This window comes from Paenibacillus sp. 01T424 (assembly GCF_056398745.1).
The window spans coordinates 42,126-64,723 of sequence record NZ_JBFTPZ010000018.1 but is presented as its reverse complement, the minus strand read 5'-3'; the positions used below and the strand labels follow the sequence as shown (position 1 = coordinate 64,723).

Here is a 22,598-nt window from a genome sequence, read left to right as displayed (position 1 = left end):
GCAAGGTGTAACCCAGATCTACAATAGGGGGGCCGGAGCATGAGTCATTTGAAATCATATAGGATCGTTGCATTAATGCTCATCTTTAGTATGTTATTCACTTCATTTAGCTTTGCAGCGGAGGCAGAATCGGAACGGGATATTGTCGATCATTGGGCTAATAAGGAATTAACAGAATGGATGGATAAGGGTTGGTTGAAAGGCTACGGGGATGGTTCAATTCAGCCGGATCAGCTTTTAACAAGAGCCGAATTTGTGGCGCTTGTTAATCGATCCTTTCAATTCACGAATGAATCGGAGCTGACCTTCCAGGATGTGCCTAAGCATAGTTGGTTTTATCAAGATGTTGCAAAGGCTGTCGCAGCGGGTTATATCAGCGGCAAGAGTGCAAAGCAATTCGCGCCGCGAGAGTTCATTACAAGGCAGCAAGCCGCTGTCGTCATAAATCAGTTGCTTCAATTGCAAGTGGATAAATCTACAGCGATGATGGAGTTTTCGGATAGTGAACAATTTGCCGAATGGGCCAAGGAAGCAATTGGCAATGTGGTCATTCAAGGTATAATGCGCGGCTATAATTCTGCAAACACATTTAAGCCTTTGAATCCATTGACACGTGCGGAGCTGGTGGTTATCCTGGACCGCTCGCTGCAAGTTAAATTAAGCCAGCTTCCCATCAAACCGGAAAACGGGAATGTTGGTGGAAACGGCAACGGGGGAGTAACCTCGCCAGTTGAAGAAGAGAACACGCCGTTCAAAACAGAGATTACGGTACGAACGGTTAACCAGTTTCGTAGTGCAAGTGATGTAGCGGACTTTGTTGAGCAAGCCGTTAAGTACAATGTGGATATTATTAATATGAGTGTCAAACAGGACGAAGACGATGAAGTGCCTTCAGGCCATGTATTTTACAACAGTGCGATCGCCCCCATAGCCGATGGCTATGAGAGCTTTGATGCTCTTTCGCAAGTGATCACGCAGGCGCATCAGAAGGGTATTGAGGTTCGTGCATGGATTCCTCAGTTCCATGATCAGGCAGCTTTTCATAAGGGTCCAAGCTGGCAGATGCACGCTTTAGTTGACGGTATTGCAGTTCCTTATACAGGCTCGAATGGCAGTGAGTATTTCGTCAACCCGATCCATCCCGATGTTCAAGCCTATGAGCGCTCGATTATTGAAGAGGTCGTAAGCAATTATGATATAGATGGCGTGGTTCTCGATTGGTTGAGATTCGATAATTACAATATGGATGTAAGCAGCTACACGGTTAACCTGTACGAGAGCATATACGGATATTCGCCGCTGGATATTAACTTTGATGAAGATTCTACTCGCAGGATTGAATGGAATGAATGGAGAACGGATCAAATCGGCGGCTATGTGCAGGATGTTCGTGAGGATATCGAGCAGATTAAAGCGGGCATGGAGCTGGGCGTTTTCATTTTGCCTCCGGAATTCGTAGAGGTTGGCCAAAATGCTTCGAAGTTCAAGGATGCAGTAAATTTTGTAGCTCCGATGGCTTATTTCGATGATTGGGGATTCGATGAGGAATGGGTCTATGACGAGAACGGGATTTTATCCGATACATCGTTCCTTGTTGGTTCTGGAGTAGCGATCGTGCCGACGCTCGATGACAATTGGACGGATGACGAATATCAAGCGGTGTATGGCGGAATTCGAGAGAACTTTCCTGCTATTACACATCTCTCTTACTTTAATTATGGCGCTTGGGATTGGAATGTGCTTAAAGCAATCGATGCGAGAAGAGCTTGGCCAACTGCAGGCTGGGAGCCGCCTGTGGAGCATGATTATGATGCTGTTCTGCCACAGCCTTGGAAAGCTAGAAATATCGGGTTGAAGACTGGCGATGCATCCTATGATGCGGCGGACGAGACATTCACGTTAACAGGAAGTTCAACCGATATTTGGGGAAATAACGATCTATTAAATTATATTTATAAGCCACTGCATGGGGATGGATCGATTATAGCGCAAGTGACTATGATGGAAGAAATGAGTGAATGGGCCAAAGCAGGCTTGATGATTCGTGAGACGTTGGACGTGGACGCTAAGCATGTAGACATGATGGTTACCCCAGTTAATGGAGCCACCTTTCAATATCGGGAAAATGAGGGGGGAGGCACCGTCGATCAGACGATGGCTGGTAGTCCGCCATTGTGGCTTAAGCTGAATCGCAGCGGCAATGTATTTACCGGTTCAATTTCAAATAATGGAGTGGACTGGACGGTAGTCAGCAGTTTTGAAACGATTATGAATGATGATGTCTATATAGGTTTGGCACTCAGCAATCCAGCTAGTACAAGTGATAATAAGGCAGTATTCACTAATGTTCAGGTTATCGCCGGTGATGGAGAAACTAAGAATTAGTATAATTTTGAAAATAGGGTTTGCGAGTATCTTGGCAAGCCCTTTACAACGGCATCGCTCAAAATAAAATTGGAGAAAATCTGCAGCTAGTCGAGTATTCGCTTCGCTGTGACTAAGAAACCGACATTGAGTAGTCGGTTTTTTTAGTATGGAATGACTGCCTTATTCCTTATAAATAGTGAGGCTCTGACGAAATGGGAAAACAATGCCTGTTCGGTCGCAAGGAGCTGAAAGAATAAGCCTCAGAAACCACAATCAAAGTGGAATCCGAGGCTTATTTTTTTTGATTTTACACGCAAAGCGTGGGGCTCGAAAATATTGAAATGACTGATGTAGCTGCCCTTTCTCGGCTATCTCCGTCAATGATTATGGTGACTCGCTAAAGATTATGTGTGTAAGGTTAAGCCAACTCGCTCGGCGATGATTATAGACGGTAATTGTACAGCTCGATAAGCTTGGAATAATTAAACCGCATTTGAAGGGAGCACAAGCAGCATGACCTTAGAGAAGTATGAGGATCGGATTATAGAAAAACGCCAAAGCCATGATGAACGCTTTAATAAATATTCACCCTATTGTGATTTTATTTATTACCCGTCATCCAAGGAGCCTGGTCTTCGCCTGGCGATGAGAATATTAAAGCCTACAGAGCCTTCGCCTATTTTAGTCACGACACATGGATGGCATATGAGCATCCCACCCTTCGAACATAGGGAAGAGCCTTACGGGGGTGGCAACTATCTTGTGGTCGAGGTTGATATGCGAGGGAGAGCTTTCTCTGATGGCCGCCCTGACTGCAATGGGTGGGAGCTGCTCGATGTAATAGATGCAGTCCGGTTTGTGCAAGACCATTATCAAGAATACATTAGTAATTCTCAGTTGGTCTATTTCGAGGGTGGAAGCGGCGGAGGCGGGAACGCTTATGCCATAATCGCAAAGTTTCCGGATTTTTTTGCCGCAGCTACGGCAATGTGCGGCATTTCGGATTATGCGCTTTGGTATGAGCAGGATGAGATTGGAGAATTCCGCGATGAATTGGATGTATGGATAGGCTTTCCTCCCAAGCATAATCCGGAGGCTTATCAATCACGTAGCGGCTTGGCGCTGGCCGAAAATTTGCTTACCCCGTTGTTTATTGCTCATGGCGATAAAGATATTCGTGTGCCGGTGGAGCATGCGCGGATCTATATGAAACGGATTCAAGAGCTCGGACTATCAAGGAAGGTTCATTATTTGGAACTGGTGGGGGTAGGCACAAGGGAGCACTGGGGAAATGCTTCAAGCGATCAGCTTGTTCAAATGCAGGAGCAAAGCGAGGTTAACCGTATACGTAATGCTGTCCCAATTGAGATTCCGGATAAGGGTTTATTCATCGTAGCGGGATATCTCGTCACGAAAAAATTCGCAGTAGTGCTGCAAGATTTGAACGAGGTGGCGGTCTTGCAATATGACTTGAATAGTAAGGTGTTCGATGTTGCGGGAGCAAAGTCAGGTTATTCGATCTACCATCGGGATGACCCTAAGCGCAAGAAGGATTTTTGGGGAGGATTGGCATGAAAATATTAATTCGTGATCGCTGGCTATATCTCATGTTGTTGCCTGGGCTTGTTTATTTTATTTTGTTTAAATATTTTCCAATGTGGGGCGTGTTGATCTCATTTCAAGACTACCAGCCTTATCTGGGCTTTTGGAAAAGCGAATGGGTCGGACTGAAGCATTTTATCCGACTGTTCAACGAACCAACCTTTGGTCTGCTATTTTGGAATACAGTTGTGCTGGCTATGTATAATCTACTGTTTTTCTTTCCGCTGCCGATTATTGTAGCACTCATGCTGAATGAGGTTAGAAAGGAATTTTTCAAGCGGTTTGTACAAACTTTGATTTATATTCCCCATTTTTTTTCGTGGGTAGTTGTAGTCGGTGTTTTCTACATTTTATTTACGGTTGAGGGTGGCGTGATCAATGAGCTTATCGTGAAAATGGGCGGAGAGAAAATTAATTTCCTTCTTAGCGCTGAGTGGTTCCGCTCGATGATCATGACGGAGATTATCTGGAAAGAAACGGGCTGGGGTACAATCATATTTTTGGCTGCATTGGCAGGGGTTGATCCCGGGCTGTATGAAGCGGCAAAAATCGATGGAGCAGGACGCATTCGTCAGCTATGGCATATTACGTTGCCAGCTATACGCGGCACGATCATCATTTTGTTGATTTTGCGGCTGGGAGACTTTATGGATACGGGCTTCGAACAAATTATATTAATGCTTAATGCTTTAAATCGAGAGGTTGGCGAGGTATTCGATACTTATGTCTATACGACCGGCATTAATCAAGGACAATTCAGCTATAGCACAGCTGTAGGACTGTTTAAATCCGTAATTGGGTTGATTCTTGTGCTTGGAACAAATGCACTCGCTAAGAAGGCTGGGGAAGAAGGCATTTATTAGAAGAAGGATGTGAATTAGCATGAAAGACCGAACTGTTGGCGGGCGGTTATTTGATATTGTCAATATTACGGCTTTAATCTTGTTTGCCGTACTCGCTATGCTGCCGTTTTTATATATTGTTTTTAATTCCTTCCTATCATCAGAGGAATTTGCTAGGCGTGGCGTCGTGTTTTTTCCAAAGGAATTTTCATTAGATGCGTACATGTACATCTTCTCGACAAATACAATTGTACGCAGCCTGCTGAATACGATCTTCATTACATTGGCGGGGACTGCGATCAACATCATATTTACGTCTTTAATGGCCTATCCGCTATCGCGAAAAGAACTGCATGGAAGAAAACCGATTATGCTGATGATCATTTTCTCGATGCTGTTTAGCGGAGGGATGATTCCCRCCTTTCTGGTTGTGAAGGCATTAGGCTTAATGAACTCGCTGTGGGCTTTGCTGCTTCCGGGTGCGATCAGCGCATTCAATCTCATTATATTAAAAAACTTTTTCCAGCAGATGCCTGATGGAATTGAGGAAGCAGCAAAAATCGATGGATGCAATGATATAGGAATATTAATTAAAATCGTGCTTCCGCTTTCATTGCCGGCAATTGCTACCTTCTCGTTGTTTTACGCGGTAGGGCATTGGAACTCCTTTTTCACGGCCATTCTCTACATTAATGATACGGCTAAATGGCCGATTCAGGTTTTGTTAAGACAGGTCGTTATTATGGCGGAAGGCGGCATTGGCGACGCAAGCCAGATGAGCGAATCGCTTGCGATTCCGGCGCAGTCCGTCAAGATGGCTGTGATAACGGTATCGACGCTTCCGATTCTAATGGTCTATCCATTTTTACAGAAGCATTTTGCCAAAGGGGTTCTATTGGGTTCGGTTAAAGGATGACGTATGATGCGTCGTCATTTAATATAAAACTATGAGAGCAAGGGGAGGATTTTTAAATGAAGGGTTGGAATCGCTTACAAGCTGCTATGAGATTTGGTGGTGCTATCATTCTATCAGCGGTCCTATTGGCTGGTTGCAGTCAGGGAGCCGGCAAAGGCACAAACAGTGCGAAGGAGTCATTACCGCCGACATCTACATCGGCACCAGAGGAAACGGCTAAGCCTGCTGCACCGATCAAACTGTCCATGATTAATCAATATTATTCGGTTGAGCCGCCAAAAGCGGATAATGAAGCGATTAAGTTCATTGAGGAATATACCGGGACGAAGCTTGATATTACATGGGTTCCTAACTCTGCTTATACGGATAAAATCAATGCGACCATTGCCGGCGGCGAGCTGCCGCAAATTATGATGATAACGGGTAACAAAAGCCCAAGCATCATTAACGCAGCAAAGTCTGGCATGTTCTGGGAAATTGGTTCGTACCTTAAAGATTATCCAAATTTGAGCAAGCTGAATCCGCTTGTGCTTGACAACATCGCCATAGAAGGCAAGACATACGGTGTATTCCGCAGCCGTCCTGTGGCGCGCGAAGGCATCATTTTGCGCAAGGATTGGCTGGATACGGTAGGATTGGAAGCTCCTAAAACAATCGATGATTTCTACAATGTGATCAAAGCTTTTGCTACGCAAGATCCTGATAAAAATGGCAAAAACGATACGTTTGGGATGTACGAAGGCAGAGGCATGAACGGTTTCCAAGCGCTGCTCGCTTGGCATGGCGGATACAATATGTATGGCATTGAGGACGGCAAGGTTGTTCCTGATTTTTTCAAGAGTGAATATTTGGATGTGCTCAAGCTTTATAAACGGTTGTATGAGGAGAAGCTGATCAATCAGGACTTTGCGATTACGCCGGGTACAAAGCGCGTAGAAGCGATGAATCAAGGAAATGCCGGGTTGATTATTAGCGCACTAGATGATGTGAACAGTGGTTTTAATGATTTAATCAAAGTAAATCCAAATGCCGAGCTTGATGTAATTAGCAGAATCAGCGGTCCAGCGGGCGAGCGTCAGATGCTATTCAACGGCGGATATAACGGTTTGTATATGTTCCCGAAAACGAGCGTAAAAACCGAGGAAGAGCTAAAAAACATTCTTGCTTTCCTGGATAAGCTGTCTGATGAGAAAATTCAAAATTTATTTGAATGGGGAATTGAGGGTAAGCACTACAAGCAAGATAACGGAGTACCGGTTCGTACCGATGGCAAAGCCTATGAGACAGATATCAATTCGATTAACCAAATTCGTTACGATGACGGTGCTTTAGTGACAGCAGGCGAGGATGCGCCAATCGTAAAAAAATACAAACAAATGTTTAAAGACAATGTTGAAATTGTAGTGCCGAATCCAGTAGAAGCCTTTCAATCGACGACCTTGGCTGAGAAGGGACCCGAAATGACCAAAATTCTTACCGATGCCAGGGTGAAATTCATTATGGGCGAAATCGATGAGAGCGCTTGGCAAAAAGCGATAGAATCATGGCGTAAAAGCGGGGGAGACCAAGCTATTCAGGAATTGACAGAGCAATACAGCGCTGTACAGAAATAATGGTAGATTCGTAGCCATTCCTGAATAGTTAATCTACAATAACGAGACAGGGGTTCACCGCTTTATGAAGGGTGAATTCCTTAAGTTATTTGAAAATATGGAGGTTTTACTTATTTTAGGAAACCGGCTGCCGAAATTTTTAACGAGATTATTTCTATTTAACATGCTGCTGGGAACTCTTCCTGTCATCGTTCTTGGCGTTCTTTCTTATTATAAGTCCTCCGAGATTATTCAAGATAAAGTAACCAAGGCCAATCGTCTGAATTTGGAACAAACACAGCAAAGTGTTGAGCAGCTTTTGAAGATGGCGGACTTATCTGCTGTTCAATTTATGAATTCATCTCTTGTGAGCTCAGCTTTAAATATGCCGTTGACTGCTAATCAATTCGAAACTGTGAATGATTTGCTTCAAGGCTTACATAAGCTGCAAAGCTTCGAGCTCGGTATAAATGACATATGGCTCGTCAGCTTCAACAACGGATGGGTGATCGACAACAGCACGGAGGTTCTGCGGCTGGAAGCACTTAATCAAAAGGAAATGATTCATAGCTACGCCAAGGTTGACAAGTCAAGCTTTTGGACGACTGCTGACGGGGGAAAGCAGGTTCATTTGGTCAAAAAGCTGCCGCTACATGCACAAAGCCCCTCGGGATTAATCATCATCAAATTTATGAATAAAGAGATTACGAAATTGTTGACCAATAACAATGAGCTTGGCGAGGTGATGATTCTCGATCATGACGGGATTGTCATCGCACACAGCAATGAAGAACAAATCGGGCAGGATTTTCGCGATAAGAAAGAGCTGCAGTTTATGTTTGCCACGGCAGAGGCGGTTGGCGATAACCATGCGAAGATAAATACCGATATGGGCGTCAATTTCCGCAAATCCTCCTATAATAACTGGACCTATGTATCCATTTCATCGGTGAATCTCATTACGAAGGATTCCAAGGTCATTAAATGGTATACCTACACGGCATGTTTGCTGATTTTTGTAGGTACATTGTTTGTTGCCTTGCTGGGGTCTAGAAAAATGTACAGCCCGATCAGTCGTCTTTACCGCTTTCTTGCTGAGAAGGAAGAAGGATCAACAGTCAAGCGCAGCAGTGATGAGTTTCAATATATTGACAGCCAGGTCTATGAAATGCTGTATGCGAAAAATCGTCTCTCCGGCATTGTCGAAGGTCAGCAGCGCTATGTTGATGAGCTGTTCATGATCAAGCTTTATCAGGGAGAAGTGAGGGCCCAAGAAATGACGGAGCGAATGGATGCGATAACGTCAAACCGTAATTGGCATTATATTGGCGTCATGGCGATCCAGATTGATACGCTTGAGGGAACCCGGTATGAGAATAGAGATGAAGAGCTGTTGCTATTTGCTATAAACAATATTGCCGGCGAGGTTTTGAATGAAAGCGAAAGGCTGAAGCCTGTCGTTATGCAGCGCACACAGGTTACACTGATCGGCAGTAATGAGACGTCTGAGGAATTATTCAAGCTTAAAATCAATGCGTATGCCGATGAGACTAGAGAAAAGATTGATCAGTTTCTGGGCTTGAAAGCTAGCGTAGGAATTAGCCGGTTTTATCCAACGGTTGAATCTGCTCCTTGGGCCTATCAGGACGCAACCGAGGCGCTTAAATATACGATACGCATGGGTCCTAGCTGCATTATTCATATTATGGATGTCGAGCCGGAGGGAACGATCCTCTCGCATATTCCGGATGGGATTAAACAAGAGCTGCTGGATGCAATCAAGCTTGCTGATTATGCTCAGGCTGACCAGCTGCTTCATAAGTATCTTCAAGATATTTTCAATGAGAAGGTAGGGCATAGAGAATATTTTGTTCCTTTGACATCCTTCCTGTTGGATTTAGTTCGAATGGCGCAAAGCCTGGGTGAGCCGATAGACTCTCTCTATGATGGAGAAAAGTCATTAATCGACCAGTTGTATCAGCTCAAGACGATTAAGGAAATGGAGCAATGGTTTAGCCAAATTCTTATTTATCCGATGATGAATGTACTAGAGAAGAAACGGAAAAATCAATATGCCAAAATTTCCGATCAAATGCTCGCTATGATCCACGAAGAAGCTGAAACGGACCTTACATTAGAATTATGCGCATCCCGGATCGGTTATCATCCGGATTATATCCGTGGTGTATTTCGCAAGGAGGTAGGTCTCAATTTTAGCGATTATTTATCGAATTTCCGTTTGCAGTTAGCCAAGAAGCTGCTGGTTGATACCGATTTGAAAATTTTGGAGATTGCCGAACGGCTGCGATACAATAATTCGCAAAATTTTATTCGATATTTCCGCAAGCAAGAAGGCATAACGCCAGGGCAATATCGAGAAAAAAATCAGAGACAGGAGTGATTGATATGATTAGGATTAAGAAGTATTTTGCCGTCCTTATGACGGTTATTCTGCTATTGCCAGCCGGCTTGGCAAGCAAGCCTTTAACTGCGGAAGCAAGCTCGAATGACGCTGTCATTCGAGAGGGTTCCACCTTTTTACTGGATTTTCAAGCCGGTACACTGCAAAACGGAATTTATCATGACGGAAGCAGCTCTGCCTTCAAGTTCTCAGGAGATACAGCACATGTAGCCTTGAGTGGCGGGCAGCTTGCTGTTGGGCCAGTAGAAGCTTCAACCGTAGGTGTATTTGATTATGGTTTCAACGGCAACCCCACTCATAAATACGACGATTTTGAGATTTCCTTTGATATGACGGTTACGCATAGGGAGCTGAATAAACAGGCCGGTATCCAGTTTCAGAAGCAAGCCTGGAGCGATGGCTGGGACTCGCAGCTGAAGACGCATATCAGCTATGATGCAAAAATGAACTTTTTTGAAGGGAGCACCTCTATTGCCAATACGGGTAGCGGGAAGTTCCGGGCGATTAAGGATTATGGCGTACCGGCGTTAAACCGCGATGTATTGCCATGGGAAACGTTTCGCGTGAAGCAGGTTGTTGATGGCGACCGTGTTCTTACTTATTTAAATGGTTCAGCAACGCCCATTGTCGATGTCACTCGATCCTCCGAGGCTCTGCCAGGATTCGTTGGCGTATTTGCTAATGCCAATGTCGGATTCACCATGGATAATTTTCTATTTAACCACTTAAGGCCGGAAGCAGAGCGTGACAGCTTAGAACTGGCAGGCGATACAAACGGCTTTTATCTCTTTATTCCCGCTTTTAATGAAAGCGTTTCCAAATTTAAGGTCAATTATCAAAATATAACCGACAATGGAAGCCCGCAGTCCGTCGAATATACGGGACCGAGAAATCAATATGTTTTTGTTGACGGTTTACAAGCAGGAAAGGATTACAGAGTCGAGCTTACCCCCGTCTATACGAGCAGCAGAACGAATGTGGATACGAATATTACGATGTTTAAGAGCGGGACCGTCTTTGTCGGGGATCCGTTAGACACCAAATTGACGGTATCCAGCGGCGATACTTTTTTCGGACAAACCAAGCAGGTTGATATTTCCGTCATTGGAGCCGATCAAATCCGATATACACTGGACGGTTCGGAGCCAAGCTTTACCCACGGTACTTTGATCGAAGGCGATATTATATTTAATGATTCGATCGAAATTAATGCGACTACCACGTTGAAAGCTATCGCACTGTTAGATGGTGTGATCAAAGACCAGAAGCAAGTAACGTATACAGCAGGAGTAAATCCGGTTTCTCTAACGAATTCAGCTATATTTCATAATTCTCAGACCATTGCTATACAATCGGCGTTCGCAGATTCGCTGATCTACACAACGGATGGAACGGAGCCGCTTTATGATCCGGCGACGGATACGGCGTTAAATGGAATAGCTGTTCCTGCTTCAACAGCGGGGCTGACCGTAACGGCATCAACGTATATGAAAGTAAAGGCAGTAAGGGGGAAAATAGCCGGAGCTGCAGCTTCTGCAAAGTATACGAAAGTTCCGCTGCTGGCAAATCAGGTTACCGATTGGGATTTCACCACAAGCGGCGTGCAGCTGTTTGCGGAGGAGCAAGATGAGCTGTATGGCAAGCCGGCGGCCCCTTGGTCGAATCTGCTCGGCTGGGATGTGAATTCGGATACAGGCGTTTGGGCGAATCATATTGATGTGAATCACGTTTATCGGAATTCGGAGGGTGTTCATTTATTTACGACAGATCAGCCAATCGGAGCTTCTACATCGAATCCAACCTTCTATTTGGAGCCGCACAGCGCGGGTTATCCGAATATTCCTTCTGAATACCGTTATGTCAGCTTAACGATGAAGGTGAACCATACCGCCAATGCCGCTATTTATTTCGGGACGGATGCGGGAGTAGATACAGACAGGTTGAGCGAATCTAGAAAAATATCGTTTCGCAACACCGCTGCAGAGATTCCGGAATTCCAGAATTATTTGATAGATATGGGCGAGCATGCAGGCTGGACGGGGAACATCACTAAGCTTCGAATCGATCCGATGGCCACCTATCCGAGCATGAAGGACGGCATTGAGATTGTAGTCAAGGAAATCAAGCTGCTGCGCAAGCAAGATCTTTCTCCTGAAATTCGGTTGACTACGTTTCAAACTTCGGCCCACGAAATCGTATCGCCGGGCGATCAGTTTGTCATAAAAGCTGAAATCGAAAATATTGGCGCCAGCGTAGCGGGACTTGACTTGCAGCTAAGCGCTCCGGATTTTCTTGAAATAACGCCAGTATCAGGTTTTGATCTCACTGCGCTATCGGCAGGAGAGTCCGCACAAATTGTCTATAATGTCAATGTGCTGGATACAGGGGCTGGCGCAATCGCTTTTTCGGTAAAAGGAAATGGCATCGCAACGACGAGAGGCTTATCCCGCATATTCAGCTTGCCGGCAACGCTGCCCGGCAGCGGACAGCCGGATGACGTCATTATCGGAAATGGAGAGAGGCGATTGGTATTCCCGGCTCCGAGCCATACCGGACTGGAGGGCTACGGCTACGGCTGGCTGGAGGCAAAACGCGACGGCGCATGGAGCAGAATCGCCGTTATGCCTTCACTTGGTAGCGTTCAGGAAATAATACATGACGAGCTTACGGTAAAGGAGCTTTATGCAAGCGGGGCTACGGGCTCCAGCTTCTCAATATCCTTTGAGGCTTCCGATGGAGCATTATGGTCAGGAGCGATCCATGTTGAAGAAACTGCCTCAGGGAATCTGGAATTGGAGCACATGCTGCAATCGAATCAGGCAAGGAATATTGCAGCGATTATCGGACCAACGCTGCTGCTTGGCGAAGCCGATGTTCCAGCGCTCGATCCGAACTACCGGGTCATTCGTTCAATGACGGATGTGCAGGGCGATTATATTAACGAAGCGCTGTTTCCTGGTCTGGAGTGGCTGGACGATATGACGAATAACAATCAGTCCTCGAATACCGATGCTGTCATCGATAATGTAGACGCTTATCGTTATGTTCCTCATCCGCGAAAAATTACGGTGCCGTTAATGGCCGTTCGAAAAGGTGAGCTGATGTTTGGATTAATGTGGGATGCCAGGCAAAAATGGGACGGTATAAATGATCAACCGTCCGCATTTTTTGGCATACCCAATCGCCTTGAACGAGGCGAAGACACGATTTCTACCAAACTAAGCTTATTTATTCCTTCGATCTTTAAAGGGGTCAATGAAAATGCGACGTTTGCAACTGGCATCCCAACCTTTTACGATAAAACAACAGCTAGCGCCAATAATGAAAATCCGGTTCGGCAGTCTTATCAGTTAGGCGCTAACCAATTACTAAAGCTCCAATCCGAGTTGTTTGTTAAGGAAGGGACGGAAATGTCCGCGACCATTGAAGAGTGGACGCAGGAGCACGGGCTTGCAGAGCCGCTCCCCTACGCACATGGAACGATGCAGCAGGAAAGCGAAGCTATTCTGACCAGCTTTGAGAATCTATGGTCGCCCTCTGATCATAAATGGATGAATCGTATCGGGCCTGCGGCGACGCCAATGATTACATCTGCATTTATTACACCATATGCCCTATTGAATAAATACGCCGCCGCCTCCTACCAAAACATCGCGAAGCAGCGGGTTCAAACAGCAATGGCTGGGTTAGGCAGCAATTATTCTGCTTATGGCTACATTCTTCCTTTCTATCTGGAAGGAATAACCGCAAAAACGATGGAGGCTATGCAAGGCGTCAATGTAGATTCCTTGATCTCAACGGCGAAGCTCGTAAATCCCGCTGATGTAACGGAGGGCATCTATTGGGATTACGAAACCTTCATTAAACGCAAAGGATTTCCAACGAGTCCTTTTATCGGCCAATTATCGGACGTAACGGCGGGATCAAATGCCGAATTTTTGTTCAAAATGCTTAGACATGCTCGGCTGACTGGCAATGAAAATGCGACAACTTATGGCCTTGCCGGCTTGAATTATATGAATGACAGCTTTACGATGCCTAGAGGCTCGCAGTCATGGGAGCTGAGAAATATGATTCCTGAGCTGGGAACGGCGGCACTTGCAGTAAGAGCCAATGTGGAAGCATACACACTGACGAGCGAAGACAAATATTTGGAAAATGCGAAGCTGTGGGCGGGTAGAGGATTGCCTTTCATTTATCTATGGAGTGACGGAAGTTATGGCATAGAGAAAGCTGACGGCCAGGGAGGATTTTTTGGCAGCCATACATTTATGGAATATTCAGCTATCGCTTCCTTTGGGCAATCCATCTATCGGAGCAACGGTGTGCCGCTTCCTTCTACCTGGTTCGGGAGACCAGTCCAGTGGTCCGGGCATGATTACGGGATTGCACTGATGGAGCTATATGAATCTATGAAGTCATCTGGTTTATGGGAGGATTATTTGGATGCGGGAGGCATTGACTACTCCAAAATCAGTGAGGGCTTATCCGTAAGCGGATCAAGGCAAACGACGGCCGCCGATAGCCGGTATCCTACTCATTTGTATGATGCAACAAGTTTGCTGAAATGGGAAACCTCTGATTACCTGTACCCGAATTACCAAGGTGCTGAGCTGCTTAGCCTGCTTGTAGGAGAACGTACAAATCCGGTAACGAAGATGGTGCGGATTGGAACGCATGATATTCGAATAAGCGCTTTGGCTGATATCGAGCTGCTTGATGTTCAATCGGATCAAATGAGCCTGCGACTCCGATTCTCAACTCCAGGCGAATATACGGTGTTTTTGCAAGGAGTTGAGGCTGTTGGAAGCGTTGAGCTTATACAACCGGAACTAGGCTCGGCGGTAAAATCATTTGCGTTTAGGCCGACAAGCGGTTATGGAGAAATACATTTAGTGGCAGTGGGCGATACGGAGGTGGAACTTACGCTCACCTCACTTGTTGTTCATAGCTAAATGTCGGCAGCAAACCCCCCTTAGGAATATTCAGGTATAAAGAGTTATTGAAGAGAGGCTCCAAGGCAGCAGATGCCTTGGAGTCTCTCTTATTATTTATTTATAAAATCCATTTGGGACAAAAATCAATAAGCCTCGAACTTCTATTCCTGAAGAAGCTGATCTTTATAATCTGTCGGGGATTTACCTGTAACGAGCTTAAATACTTTGGTGAAATAGTGCCGATCTGTATAACCTGTAATTTCAGAAATTTCTTTTAGAGGCATCTCTGGATGAATTCGCATGAGCTCCTTCGCTTTATTAATGCGGAGAGTAGTTAAATATTCGACAAAGGTTTCTCCATGATGCTTGCGAAATAGATTTCCTAAATGGGTGCTCGAAATTTGAAATCGATCCATAATATGAGTCATTGAAATTGTTTCGCTCAAATTCGCGGATAAATAGTCGGAGATTTGTTCAAGTAATCGGACTCCTTTGTTACTGGCGGGGTCATGGTCTTCAAATCGGAAAATATGCGATAGCAAGTTCCAGATATCCTCAGCAGCATTTGAATAGGAGTAGGCGGATTCAATGATTTCCTCCATTTCTTTCTCCGTTGTGATACTTATGAGGGGTTCTAATGAGCGGAAATGCTTTTCTAACCATTGAACCATTTGCTTGCCATTTCTTTGTAAATAGAGGTTCGGACAGGAGTGCTCCTCCCACTGCTCAAACCAATGGAAGATCATTTTTTTTAACAGCTTCCAATCCTTTTTATCCACCGCAATAACAATTTTCTTCTCATCGGTGCTGCTTAGGAGCAGATTGAGTTTTTCTAAAGCGGGTTGTTGCTCAGATAAAAAGATCGTCTTGGATTGTCCAATGACCAGTTGATGGTACAGCTCATCGTGAAGATGATTTGCAACCTGGTGAAACTGTCTAATATCGTTAAAGCTTCGACTAACGGCGATGGAAGGGTGACTGCCTGAACCGCCGATCATCAGAACAATTTCCTCAGCAAGTTGTTTAATCCGCTGGTCGCCGCATTGATATAATCCGAGGATAATAAATCCCCTTTTGAAATCATTTCTTGAAACGATCCAAGCCTTCTCGTTCTTTAGCAATAAAGGATTCGAAGATAGTTTGTTTTGGATTTCTTGCTCCGTCAGAGTGGGACAACGAGCTTTATCTTGTGAAAATGTAGGCTTATTAAAGCAAAACACATAATAGCTAGAGAATGGAAAGCACTGCTGTAAAGTGGTTTGGATACTTCCCTCTATACTCTTGTTTTCGAGCAATTCATTTAATAAAGATTGCTGCTGAAGATAGGTATCCAAGCTAATGCGTGTATTCGTCTTATCTAATAATTGTTCGATGATTGAAGGATCAACCGGCTTGACGTGGTAGTCCTCCACATTGGCCCGAATGGCATCCCGGGCATATTCAAAGGAAGAGTAACCGCTCACGATTACGACGATGATATGAGGCCAATTTTGCCGAATGATGGCTGCAAACTCGATCCCGTTCATGAGCTGCATCTTGATGTCGGTAAAGATTAAATGGGGTTGAACGGTCGGTATGGCTTCCAGTGCCTGGCTAGCGCTAATACATTGGGCGACAATCTGGGTCTGCTCTCTTTTGCTAAAGTCGCTGTTTTCAATTACTTCTTTAAGATGATCCATGTAGAAGGGTTCATCATCAACAATCATAATCCTCATGGCAGCCGCCTCCATTACATGATACGTTAGGGAACTTATGTTAAAGTTTGATGTAGCCATGGAAACATACATAGGCTCCGCAATCCTCGTTATTGCCGAAGGAGAATTGATATTGCTCCTTGAACATGAGCTGAAGTCTAGCAATCGTATTCACTAGGCCCATTCCTCCAATTGAAATAGGCTCGTTTAATGTTTGATTATTTTGAATGCGTTCAAGATAGCCTTGAATGTTGTGCTTCAACGTTTCCAAAGAAGCAGGTTCAAACCCGACACCATTATCACTGATTCGTATCTCCCACTTATTTCCGATTATTTTACCGATAATTTGAATTTTCAATTGCTTATCGCTATCCGATAAACCATGCTGAATGGCGTTTTCTATAATAGGCTGTATCATTAATTTGGGAATTTGAATATTTAAAAGCCATTCAGGAACTTCTATATCATAATGTAGCCGGTGTTGATAGCGAGATTTTAATAGATCCAAATAATGCTGTGCAAATTCTAGCTCCTCACTTACGGTTGTGATCGACGAGCCGGAAGAAATCGAATATCGTAAGAATTGAGAAAGTTTTCTACTTGTGTCCGATACAGCCTTTTGCTGGCCTCTATCTGATAAAACAGTAATGACACCTAACATATTAAATAAAAAATGAGGATTGATATGAGCTTGTAGCACATCGAATTTAGCTTGCATTTGCAAGGTTCGGAATTGAACAGTCTCCTCAAGACTATCTTGTAAACGCTGGTTCAAGGCTAGAAAGGAACGGTTAATAATTTCGATTTCACCCATATGAAATTTATTTTCAATAAAGGCTTGATTGGTCTCACCTAAATTAATAGAATCAATCGCTTTTTTTAGCTTTTTAAGAGGATGCGTTAAAATTTTGGCGAGAATAAAGTAAACAAAAACCGAGATCGCAATAAGGAGTAGAACGCTTATGATCGTGACATTACGAAATAAGAGCAATGGCGCAAAAAGTTGCGACTTTGGAATAATGGCTACAATCGTTATGCCTGTTTTCTCAGAGGTCTGATACATATAGAAATCATTAGTCCCCTTTTCATTCGTTATGAAGCCGTTCCCTGTATTCCCATTGCCAACCTGTTTAAGGATCGAGGCTAGTTTGTTGGATGAGGGAGGTGTAGACGAATAAAGAACCTGGTCCGCTTGTACAATCATAATTTCTTTATCCTGCTTCGAATCTAATTCCTCTACATGCAATAAATCCGAAGCTTTGAATTGGATTTCAAGAAAACCAACGGGATGCGAGTCCCAGCTGATCTGACGCAGAAATGAAAAGACGGCTTCGGAATCACGGGATAGCCATCTGTCCTTCTCCGAAAAATTCAATAAGGAAGAGCCCTTCGCAGCTTGAACATTCTTAAATCCATCATTCGCAAGGATGGTTTGCATAATATCTACGTCAGCTTCGTTAGTTGAGTAGAAGTCACCTTTTGACGTAAACAAATTAATCCTATGAATCGTTTGATAGACGGCAGCATTCAAGTAAAGGGAGTTTTGAATGGCCTTTTCGGACTGTAACGTTTCGGTGGGACTCGTATTTTTGAGATAGGCGATAGAGCTTAAATATTGGACGGCAGTATAGCTGGAATTGTCACGATTAATATATAGCTGGGTGGTTACGTTGTTATTAATGGTGGAATAAACATCCAGAGCATTGGAGTAACCGCTTACAAGCTTGTCCACATTTTCTTTTAAATTGGTTTCAATATTATTTTTCAAATATACATACATCGGAGTGCTGATAATGAGTGCAATGACGATGAGGACAAGCGAATAAGTCACATATAATTTCGTTTGTAAATTTTTGAAAGACAGCATAGACGACCTCCCCGTTCAGTATAACACATTAAAAATGCAGCCTTGCCCAGTGTGAAATATTTCCCCTAGTACTTTCAAATTCGCCATTTACGATAAGAAGCAAAAAACATAACATTGGTTTTGTAAGCATTTACATCACAAATTTGGAGGAATGAACATGAGGGGTCTCACCACAAAGAGAACGCTGTTATGGATAGTAACGGTTCTTACCATGCTTGTTTTAGCAGCTTGTGCAGGAACGAATAGCAACAGTAATTCAACGGATACGCCGTCAGAAGCCAGTGCAGCTCCAACCTCGGAAAATGTTTCACCATCAGCACCGCCAGAAAAGATTACTCTAAAGGCACTTATGCATACGAGTTGGTTAAAGGGCGGTATGGAAGCGGTTCTGAAGGACTCTGCAGAGAAGGTCGGAATCACTTTAGAGATTGAGAAGCTTCCTGAGGGCGCAGATGGGGATAATTTAATCAAAACCCGGTTTGCCACGAATGATAAGCCAGATCTGTTGTTCTTCTATGGAGGCGTTAATGAGGGCTACGGCTTAGGGAAACCGGAAGAGCAGTTCGTTTCACAGGAGGATCAGCCTTGGATGGCTAACTTCGATAAGAAGGTTTGGACAGGTGCATTCGACTCGGCTGGAACATTTTATGCGGCTCCTTACGGCGGATCTAATATGGCGGTTATGCTGTTTAACAAAAAGGTTTTTGAAAGCTTGAGCTTACAAATTCCAACGACGATGGATGAGTTCTGGGCTGCTTCTGAAGTAATCAGCAAGGCAGGCAAAGTCCCAGTATACTTGTCCGCCAAAGATGCTTGGACATTGCAAATTCCAACCCATCAGTCCGGTGCGGCGCAGGCTGGCCTTCAGGAATTAACAAACAAAGTATTTTCCAATAAAGCTACGTTTTCTAATTTTGATGCTCAAAGACAGGGGATGACTTTCCTTAAGGAAGTTGTTGATAAGAAGTATGTAAACAAAGATTATTTATCGGATACTTATGATAATGCACAGAAGGCATTGGCAAATGGGGATGCAGCTATGTATCCAATGGCTACATGGGTCATGACCGATATTGCGGCCAAATACCCTGAACAAACGAATGATATTGGAGCATTCCTTATTCCCTTTAATGGTGGGGGCAAGGACGTTGCTGGGGTATATGCGCCTAATGCTATGTATGTCGTGAAAGGAAGCAATCAAGAGGCGGCTCAAAAATTCGTCAACTACTTTGAATCCGTTGAGACTCAAAATATTTATTTCGGCGCAGAAGGCGGTATACCAGCCATCAAGGGAGTTACGAATACACTTCTGACACCTGCTGAGCTTGATGCACAGAAGTTTGGAGAGGAAGGAAAAGCTGCTCCAACCGGCGTTAATCCTAGCGAAGGCATCCCTGCCTATGGATACGGGGATTATCCAGCATTCCTGCAGGATTTAGTAGCAGGCGCGAAAACCCCAGAGCAGGTGCAAGAAGCGGAACAGAAAGAATTAGTGAAGAACGCTAAAGCTAAGGATGATCCGAACTTCAAGTAAAGCTTTCTAGAAATAGTCGATATGAAAAGCAAATTTGGAGAGTGTTTCTGAAATAGAGAAACTCTCTCTCTTTTTTGGAGGGCAAATAAATGCTGAAGCGTCATTACTACAGGTACTCAATGCTAGCTCCAGGACTTTGTATATTTTTAATCTTTTTCGTGTGGCCAGCGATTTCAAATTTTTTCTATGCCTTCACGAATCTAGACGCCACCTTTCATTACACACGGCTCGTTGGATTTGAAAATTTCATATCCCTATTTGATGATTCGAGCAATTCTATTGCATTTAAGAATACTTTTATTTTCACAGTGGTCACAACAGTCGGTAAAGTCGGACTTGGGTTTATATTAGCTAACTTTGTAAACCAAAAGCTAAGAAGTACAAATTTCTTGCGCTCTGCCCTTTTCTTTCCCGTCATACTAAGCCCGATTGCAGTATCACTGGCATTTACAGCCCTATTTCACCCGAGCCGGGGGTTTATCAATGTGTTATTGGAGAACCTTCATCTTGGTTTTCTAACCCAACAATGGCTTACAAATAGCCATATCGTGATGTATTCCATCTCCTTTGTTGAAATATGGAAGTGGACGGGATTAACGGTCATCTTGTTTCTGGCAGCACTTCAGACCATTCCGAAAGAGATGATTGAAGCCGCCAAGATTGACGGAGCAACAAATTGGGAGCAGAAGAGGCATATTATATTCCCGATGATTCTCCCCGTTGTGAATACCAACATTATTATTTCGCTCATTGGCGGATTAAAAGTATTCGATATCGTTTATGCGCTTACTGGAGGCGGTCCAGGGAATGCTTCTAGCGTAATGAACACAATGATCTACAAAAGTTTCTCGCAAGGAAGAAATGGGGAAGCGACTGCCGCTAGCTTGTTATTGTTTGTGATCATTCTCGTCCTTGTATCCATAACGAACAAATATCTAAATAAAGACAACAGAGGGTGAGTGGAATGCGAGTATTGCGTAAAACATTATGGGAAGCTCTATCTGTGTTCATTAGCTGTATCATCGCCATTCCTATCTACTTGGTCGTTGTGAACTCCTTCAAAACACAGGCGGAGGCTTCAGATTTAGGATTATCCTTCCCGACAAAATGGAACCTATGGCATAACTATTCAGATGTGTTCGTAAATGCCAAGATTCCTCAGGCATTATGGAATACAACGATTTTAACCGTCATTAGTGTATTCTTTATCGTTATTTTCTGTTCACTGTCCGCTTATTTCATTCAACGGAGAGATAACCGGGTGAGCAGGCTGCTGCAAACGGTTATTATTGCCGGCTTAATATTGCCTTCCTCCATTATTACGACGTATATGCTGATGTTTGATTTGCATCTGGTTCGTACTTATTTAGGCGTGATTTTGCTTTATATTGCTGGGAATTATGCTTTTCTAACCTACGTATACATCGGTTTTTTTCATAGCATTCCAAGAGAATTGGATGAAGCCGCAATGATTGACGGAGTTAGCCCTTACGGATTGTTTTGGAAGATTATTTTCCCATTGCTGAAGCCGGTAAGCGCCAGCGTCCTAATTATTGCATTTATGTCGGTATGGAATGACTTCACTACCCCGTTTTATTTCTTAAATACGGCGAGCCGCTTCACCTTAAGCTTGACCGTATACTTTTTCTTTGGTCAGCATTCCTCGGATTGGAATCTGGTTTTTGCTGACTTGGTTATGGTATCCATGCCGGTCATTCTATTGTATCTATTCTTGCAAAAGTACATCGTTGAAGGCTTAACGGCAGGGGCAGTGAAAAGTTAAATGGGAGGGTGAGGTTTGCTAAATGTCAGTGCATAACGTGAAACAAACAGCGGAGTCACTCGTTTTTGTGGGGCAAGAACAGCAGCAGCTGCGATTCCACCCGATCGTCAAAGGAAGCTTGAGCTTAAGAACACATACGAATTCCGAGCATGTGAAGTCGGTTAGTTATAAAGAAGGAAAGGATTTTATTGTTGATTATGAAACTGGGCTGATTGCAAGAACGGTCGCAAGCAGTATACGGGATTGGGCTGACCATGTATTCTTTCAAAACCTGAACTTCGATCATCATTTGTTTGAGGAATACAGTAATCGCAGTTTCACTGTATTTATAGACTACGAATATGAGAGGGAGCAACATCAACATCAATTAAATGCCGGAATGAGCTTGGGGGCTAGTCGTTTATTAAAAAACACGATGAAAAAGCTTAATGCCGGACAAGAAGCTGTTTATGTGGTTTTTGGTGACAGCATTAGCGAAGGCGGAGAGGCAAGTGAGGATAGCTATACTTTTTATCAACGTTTTGCGCATCGGCTATCTGCTATAAGCTCGAGTGGAAACCTTCGCGTTGTTAATAAAGCAATCGGAGGAGAGACAAGCACGGGAGGCGCAGCCCGCATAGAGCAGGATATTGTGTCTAATCAACCCGATCTTCTAACGATAGGGTACGGGATGAATGATCAGAATCTATTCGAGGGAGAAGTGGCAGTACCTTATGCTATTTACGAGAGTAGTATTCGAACGATTATAGAATCTACGATGCGTAGCTGTGAAACAGATATTGTGCTTGTTACGCCTTGCGAGCCAAATCCCTTGTGGAAATATACGAGTGGGCTAATGGATGGATACGCTGAAGTTCTTCGTCGCTTGGGGAAGGAATATGATATCGGCGTTGCAGATGTGAATGAGATTTGGAAACAAGAATTACGAGCAGGAAAAACGCCAGAGAGCCTTCTGCTCAACAATATTAATCATCCGAATGATTATGGGCATTGGCTTTATTATCAGGCATTTGAACATCTAATAGAAGGGTGATGCTGTCTT

The 22,598-nt window shown here is 44.0% G+C and carries 13 protein-coding genes; 11 read left to right on the top strand and 2 right to left on the bottom strand.

Annotated features, from left to right (window positions below; translation table 11 throughout):
• Positions 1 to 39 precede the first annotated feature (39 nt).
• The 7 genes from AC1DPK_RS15495 to AC1DPK_RS15465 all read left to right on the top strand — a co-directional run bounded on the left by AC1DPK_RS15495 (position 40) and on the right by AC1DPK_RS15465 (position 14,696).
• A complete protein-coding gene (locus AC1DPK_RS15495; protein WP_477510882.1) occupies positions 40 to 2,385 on the top strand; it encodes an S-layer homology domain-containing protein in 2,346 nt (781 codons plus the stop codon).
• A 495-nt stretch (positions 2,386 to 2,880) separates the two neighbouring features.
• Positions 2,881 to 3,942, top strand: a complete 1,062-nt coding sequence (locus AC1DPK_RS15490) for an alpha/beta hydrolase family protein (protein WP_477510881.1) — start codon at positions 2,881 to 2,883, stop codon at positions 3,940 to 3,942.
• Entirely contained in the window at positions 3,939 to 4,832 is an 894-nt protein-coding gene (locus tag AC1DPK_RS15485) for an ABC transporter permease (RefSeq protein WP_441882589.1), read from the top strand. Before AC1DPK_RS15490 ends, AC1DPK_RS15485 begins: the two co-directional genes overlap by 4 nt.
• A 19-nt stretch (positions 4,833 to 4,851) precedes the next feature.
• Positions 4,852 to 5,727, top strand: coding sequence for a carbohydrate ABC transporter permease (locus AC1DPK_RS15480; protein ID WP_477510880.1), 876 nt, complete (start codon positions 4,852 to 4,854; stop codon positions 5,725 to 5,727).
• 56 nt (positions 5,728 to 5,783) lie between these two features.
• Positions 5,784 to 7,340 (top strand): extracellular solute-binding protein, encoded by a 1,557-nt coding sequence (locus tag AC1DPK_RS15475; RefSeq protein WP_477510879.1) that lies wholly within the window; start codon positions 5,784 to 5,786, stop codon positions 7,338 to 7,340.
• Between the two features lie 64 nt (positions 7,341 to 7,404).
• A complete protein-coding gene (locus AC1DPK_RS15470; protein ID WP_477510878.1) occupies positions 7,405 to 9,720 on the top strand; it encodes a helix-turn-helix domain-containing protein in 2,316 nt (771 codons plus the stop codon).
• 5 nt (positions 9,721 to 9,725) lie between these two features.
• Positions 9,726 to 14,696 (top strand): FN3 associated domain-containing protein, encoded by a 4,971-nt coding sequence (locus AC1DPK_RS15465; protein WP_477510877.1) that lies wholly within the window; start codon positions 9,726 to 9,728, stop codon positions 14,694 to 14,696.
• A 143-nt stretch (positions 14,697 to 14,839) separates the two neighbouring features.
• Here the strand turns inward: AC1DPK_RS15465 and AC1DPK_RS15460 are convergent, their stop codons facing one another.
• Together AC1DPK_RS15460 and AC1DPK_RS15455 are read right to left on the bottom strand one after the other, a co-directional pair.
• Positions 14,840 to 16,393, bottom strand: a complete 1,554-nt coding sequence (locus AC1DPK_RS15460; RefSeq protein ID WP_477510876.1) for a response regulator — start codon at positions 16,391 to 16,393, stop codon at positions 14,840 to 14,842.
• Between the two features lie 40 nt (positions 16,394 to 16,433).
• Positions 16,434 to 18,239, bottom strand: a complete 1,806-nt coding sequence (locus AC1DPK_RS15455; RefSeq protein WP_477510875.1) for a sensor histidine kinase — start codon at positions 18,237 to 18,239, stop codon at positions 16,434 to 16,436.
• Between the two features lie 157 nt (positions 18,240 to 18,396).
• Between AC1DPK_RS15455 and AC1DPK_RS15450 the strand changes: the two genes are divergently transcribed.
• From AC1DPK_RS15450 to AC1DPK_RS15435, 4 genes are all read left to right on the top strand, one after another.
• Positions 18,397 to 19,773, top strand: a complete 1,377-nt coding sequence (locus AC1DPK_RS15450) for an ABC transporter substrate-binding protein (RefSeq protein WP_477510874.1) — start codon at positions 18,397 to 18,399, stop codon at positions 19,771 to 19,773.
• 89 nt (positions 19,774 to 19,862) lie between these two features.
• The gene (locus tag AC1DPK_RS15445) at positions 19,863 to 20,732 is read left to right on the top strand and encodes a carbohydrate ABC transporter permease (RefSeq protein ID WP_477510873.1); all 870 of its coding nucleotides are present in this window, start codon (positions 19,863 to 19,865) and stop codon (positions 20,730 to 20,732) included.
• Between the two features lie 5 nt (positions 20,733 to 20,737).
• Entirely contained in the window at positions 20,738 to 21,556 is an 819-nt protein-coding gene (locus tag AC1DPK_RS15440) for a carbohydrate ABC transporter permease (RefSeq protein ID WP_441882569.1), read from the top strand.
• 22 nt (positions 21,557 to 21,578) lie between these two features.
• On the top strand, positions 21,579 to 22,589 hold the full coding sequence (locus tag AC1DPK_RS15435) for an SGNH/GDSL hydrolase family protein (protein ID WP_477510872.1): 1,011 nt from the start codon (positions 21,579 to 21,581) through the stop codon (positions 22,587 to 22,589).
• The last annotated feature ends 9 nt before the right edge of the window (positions 22,590 to 22,598 follow it).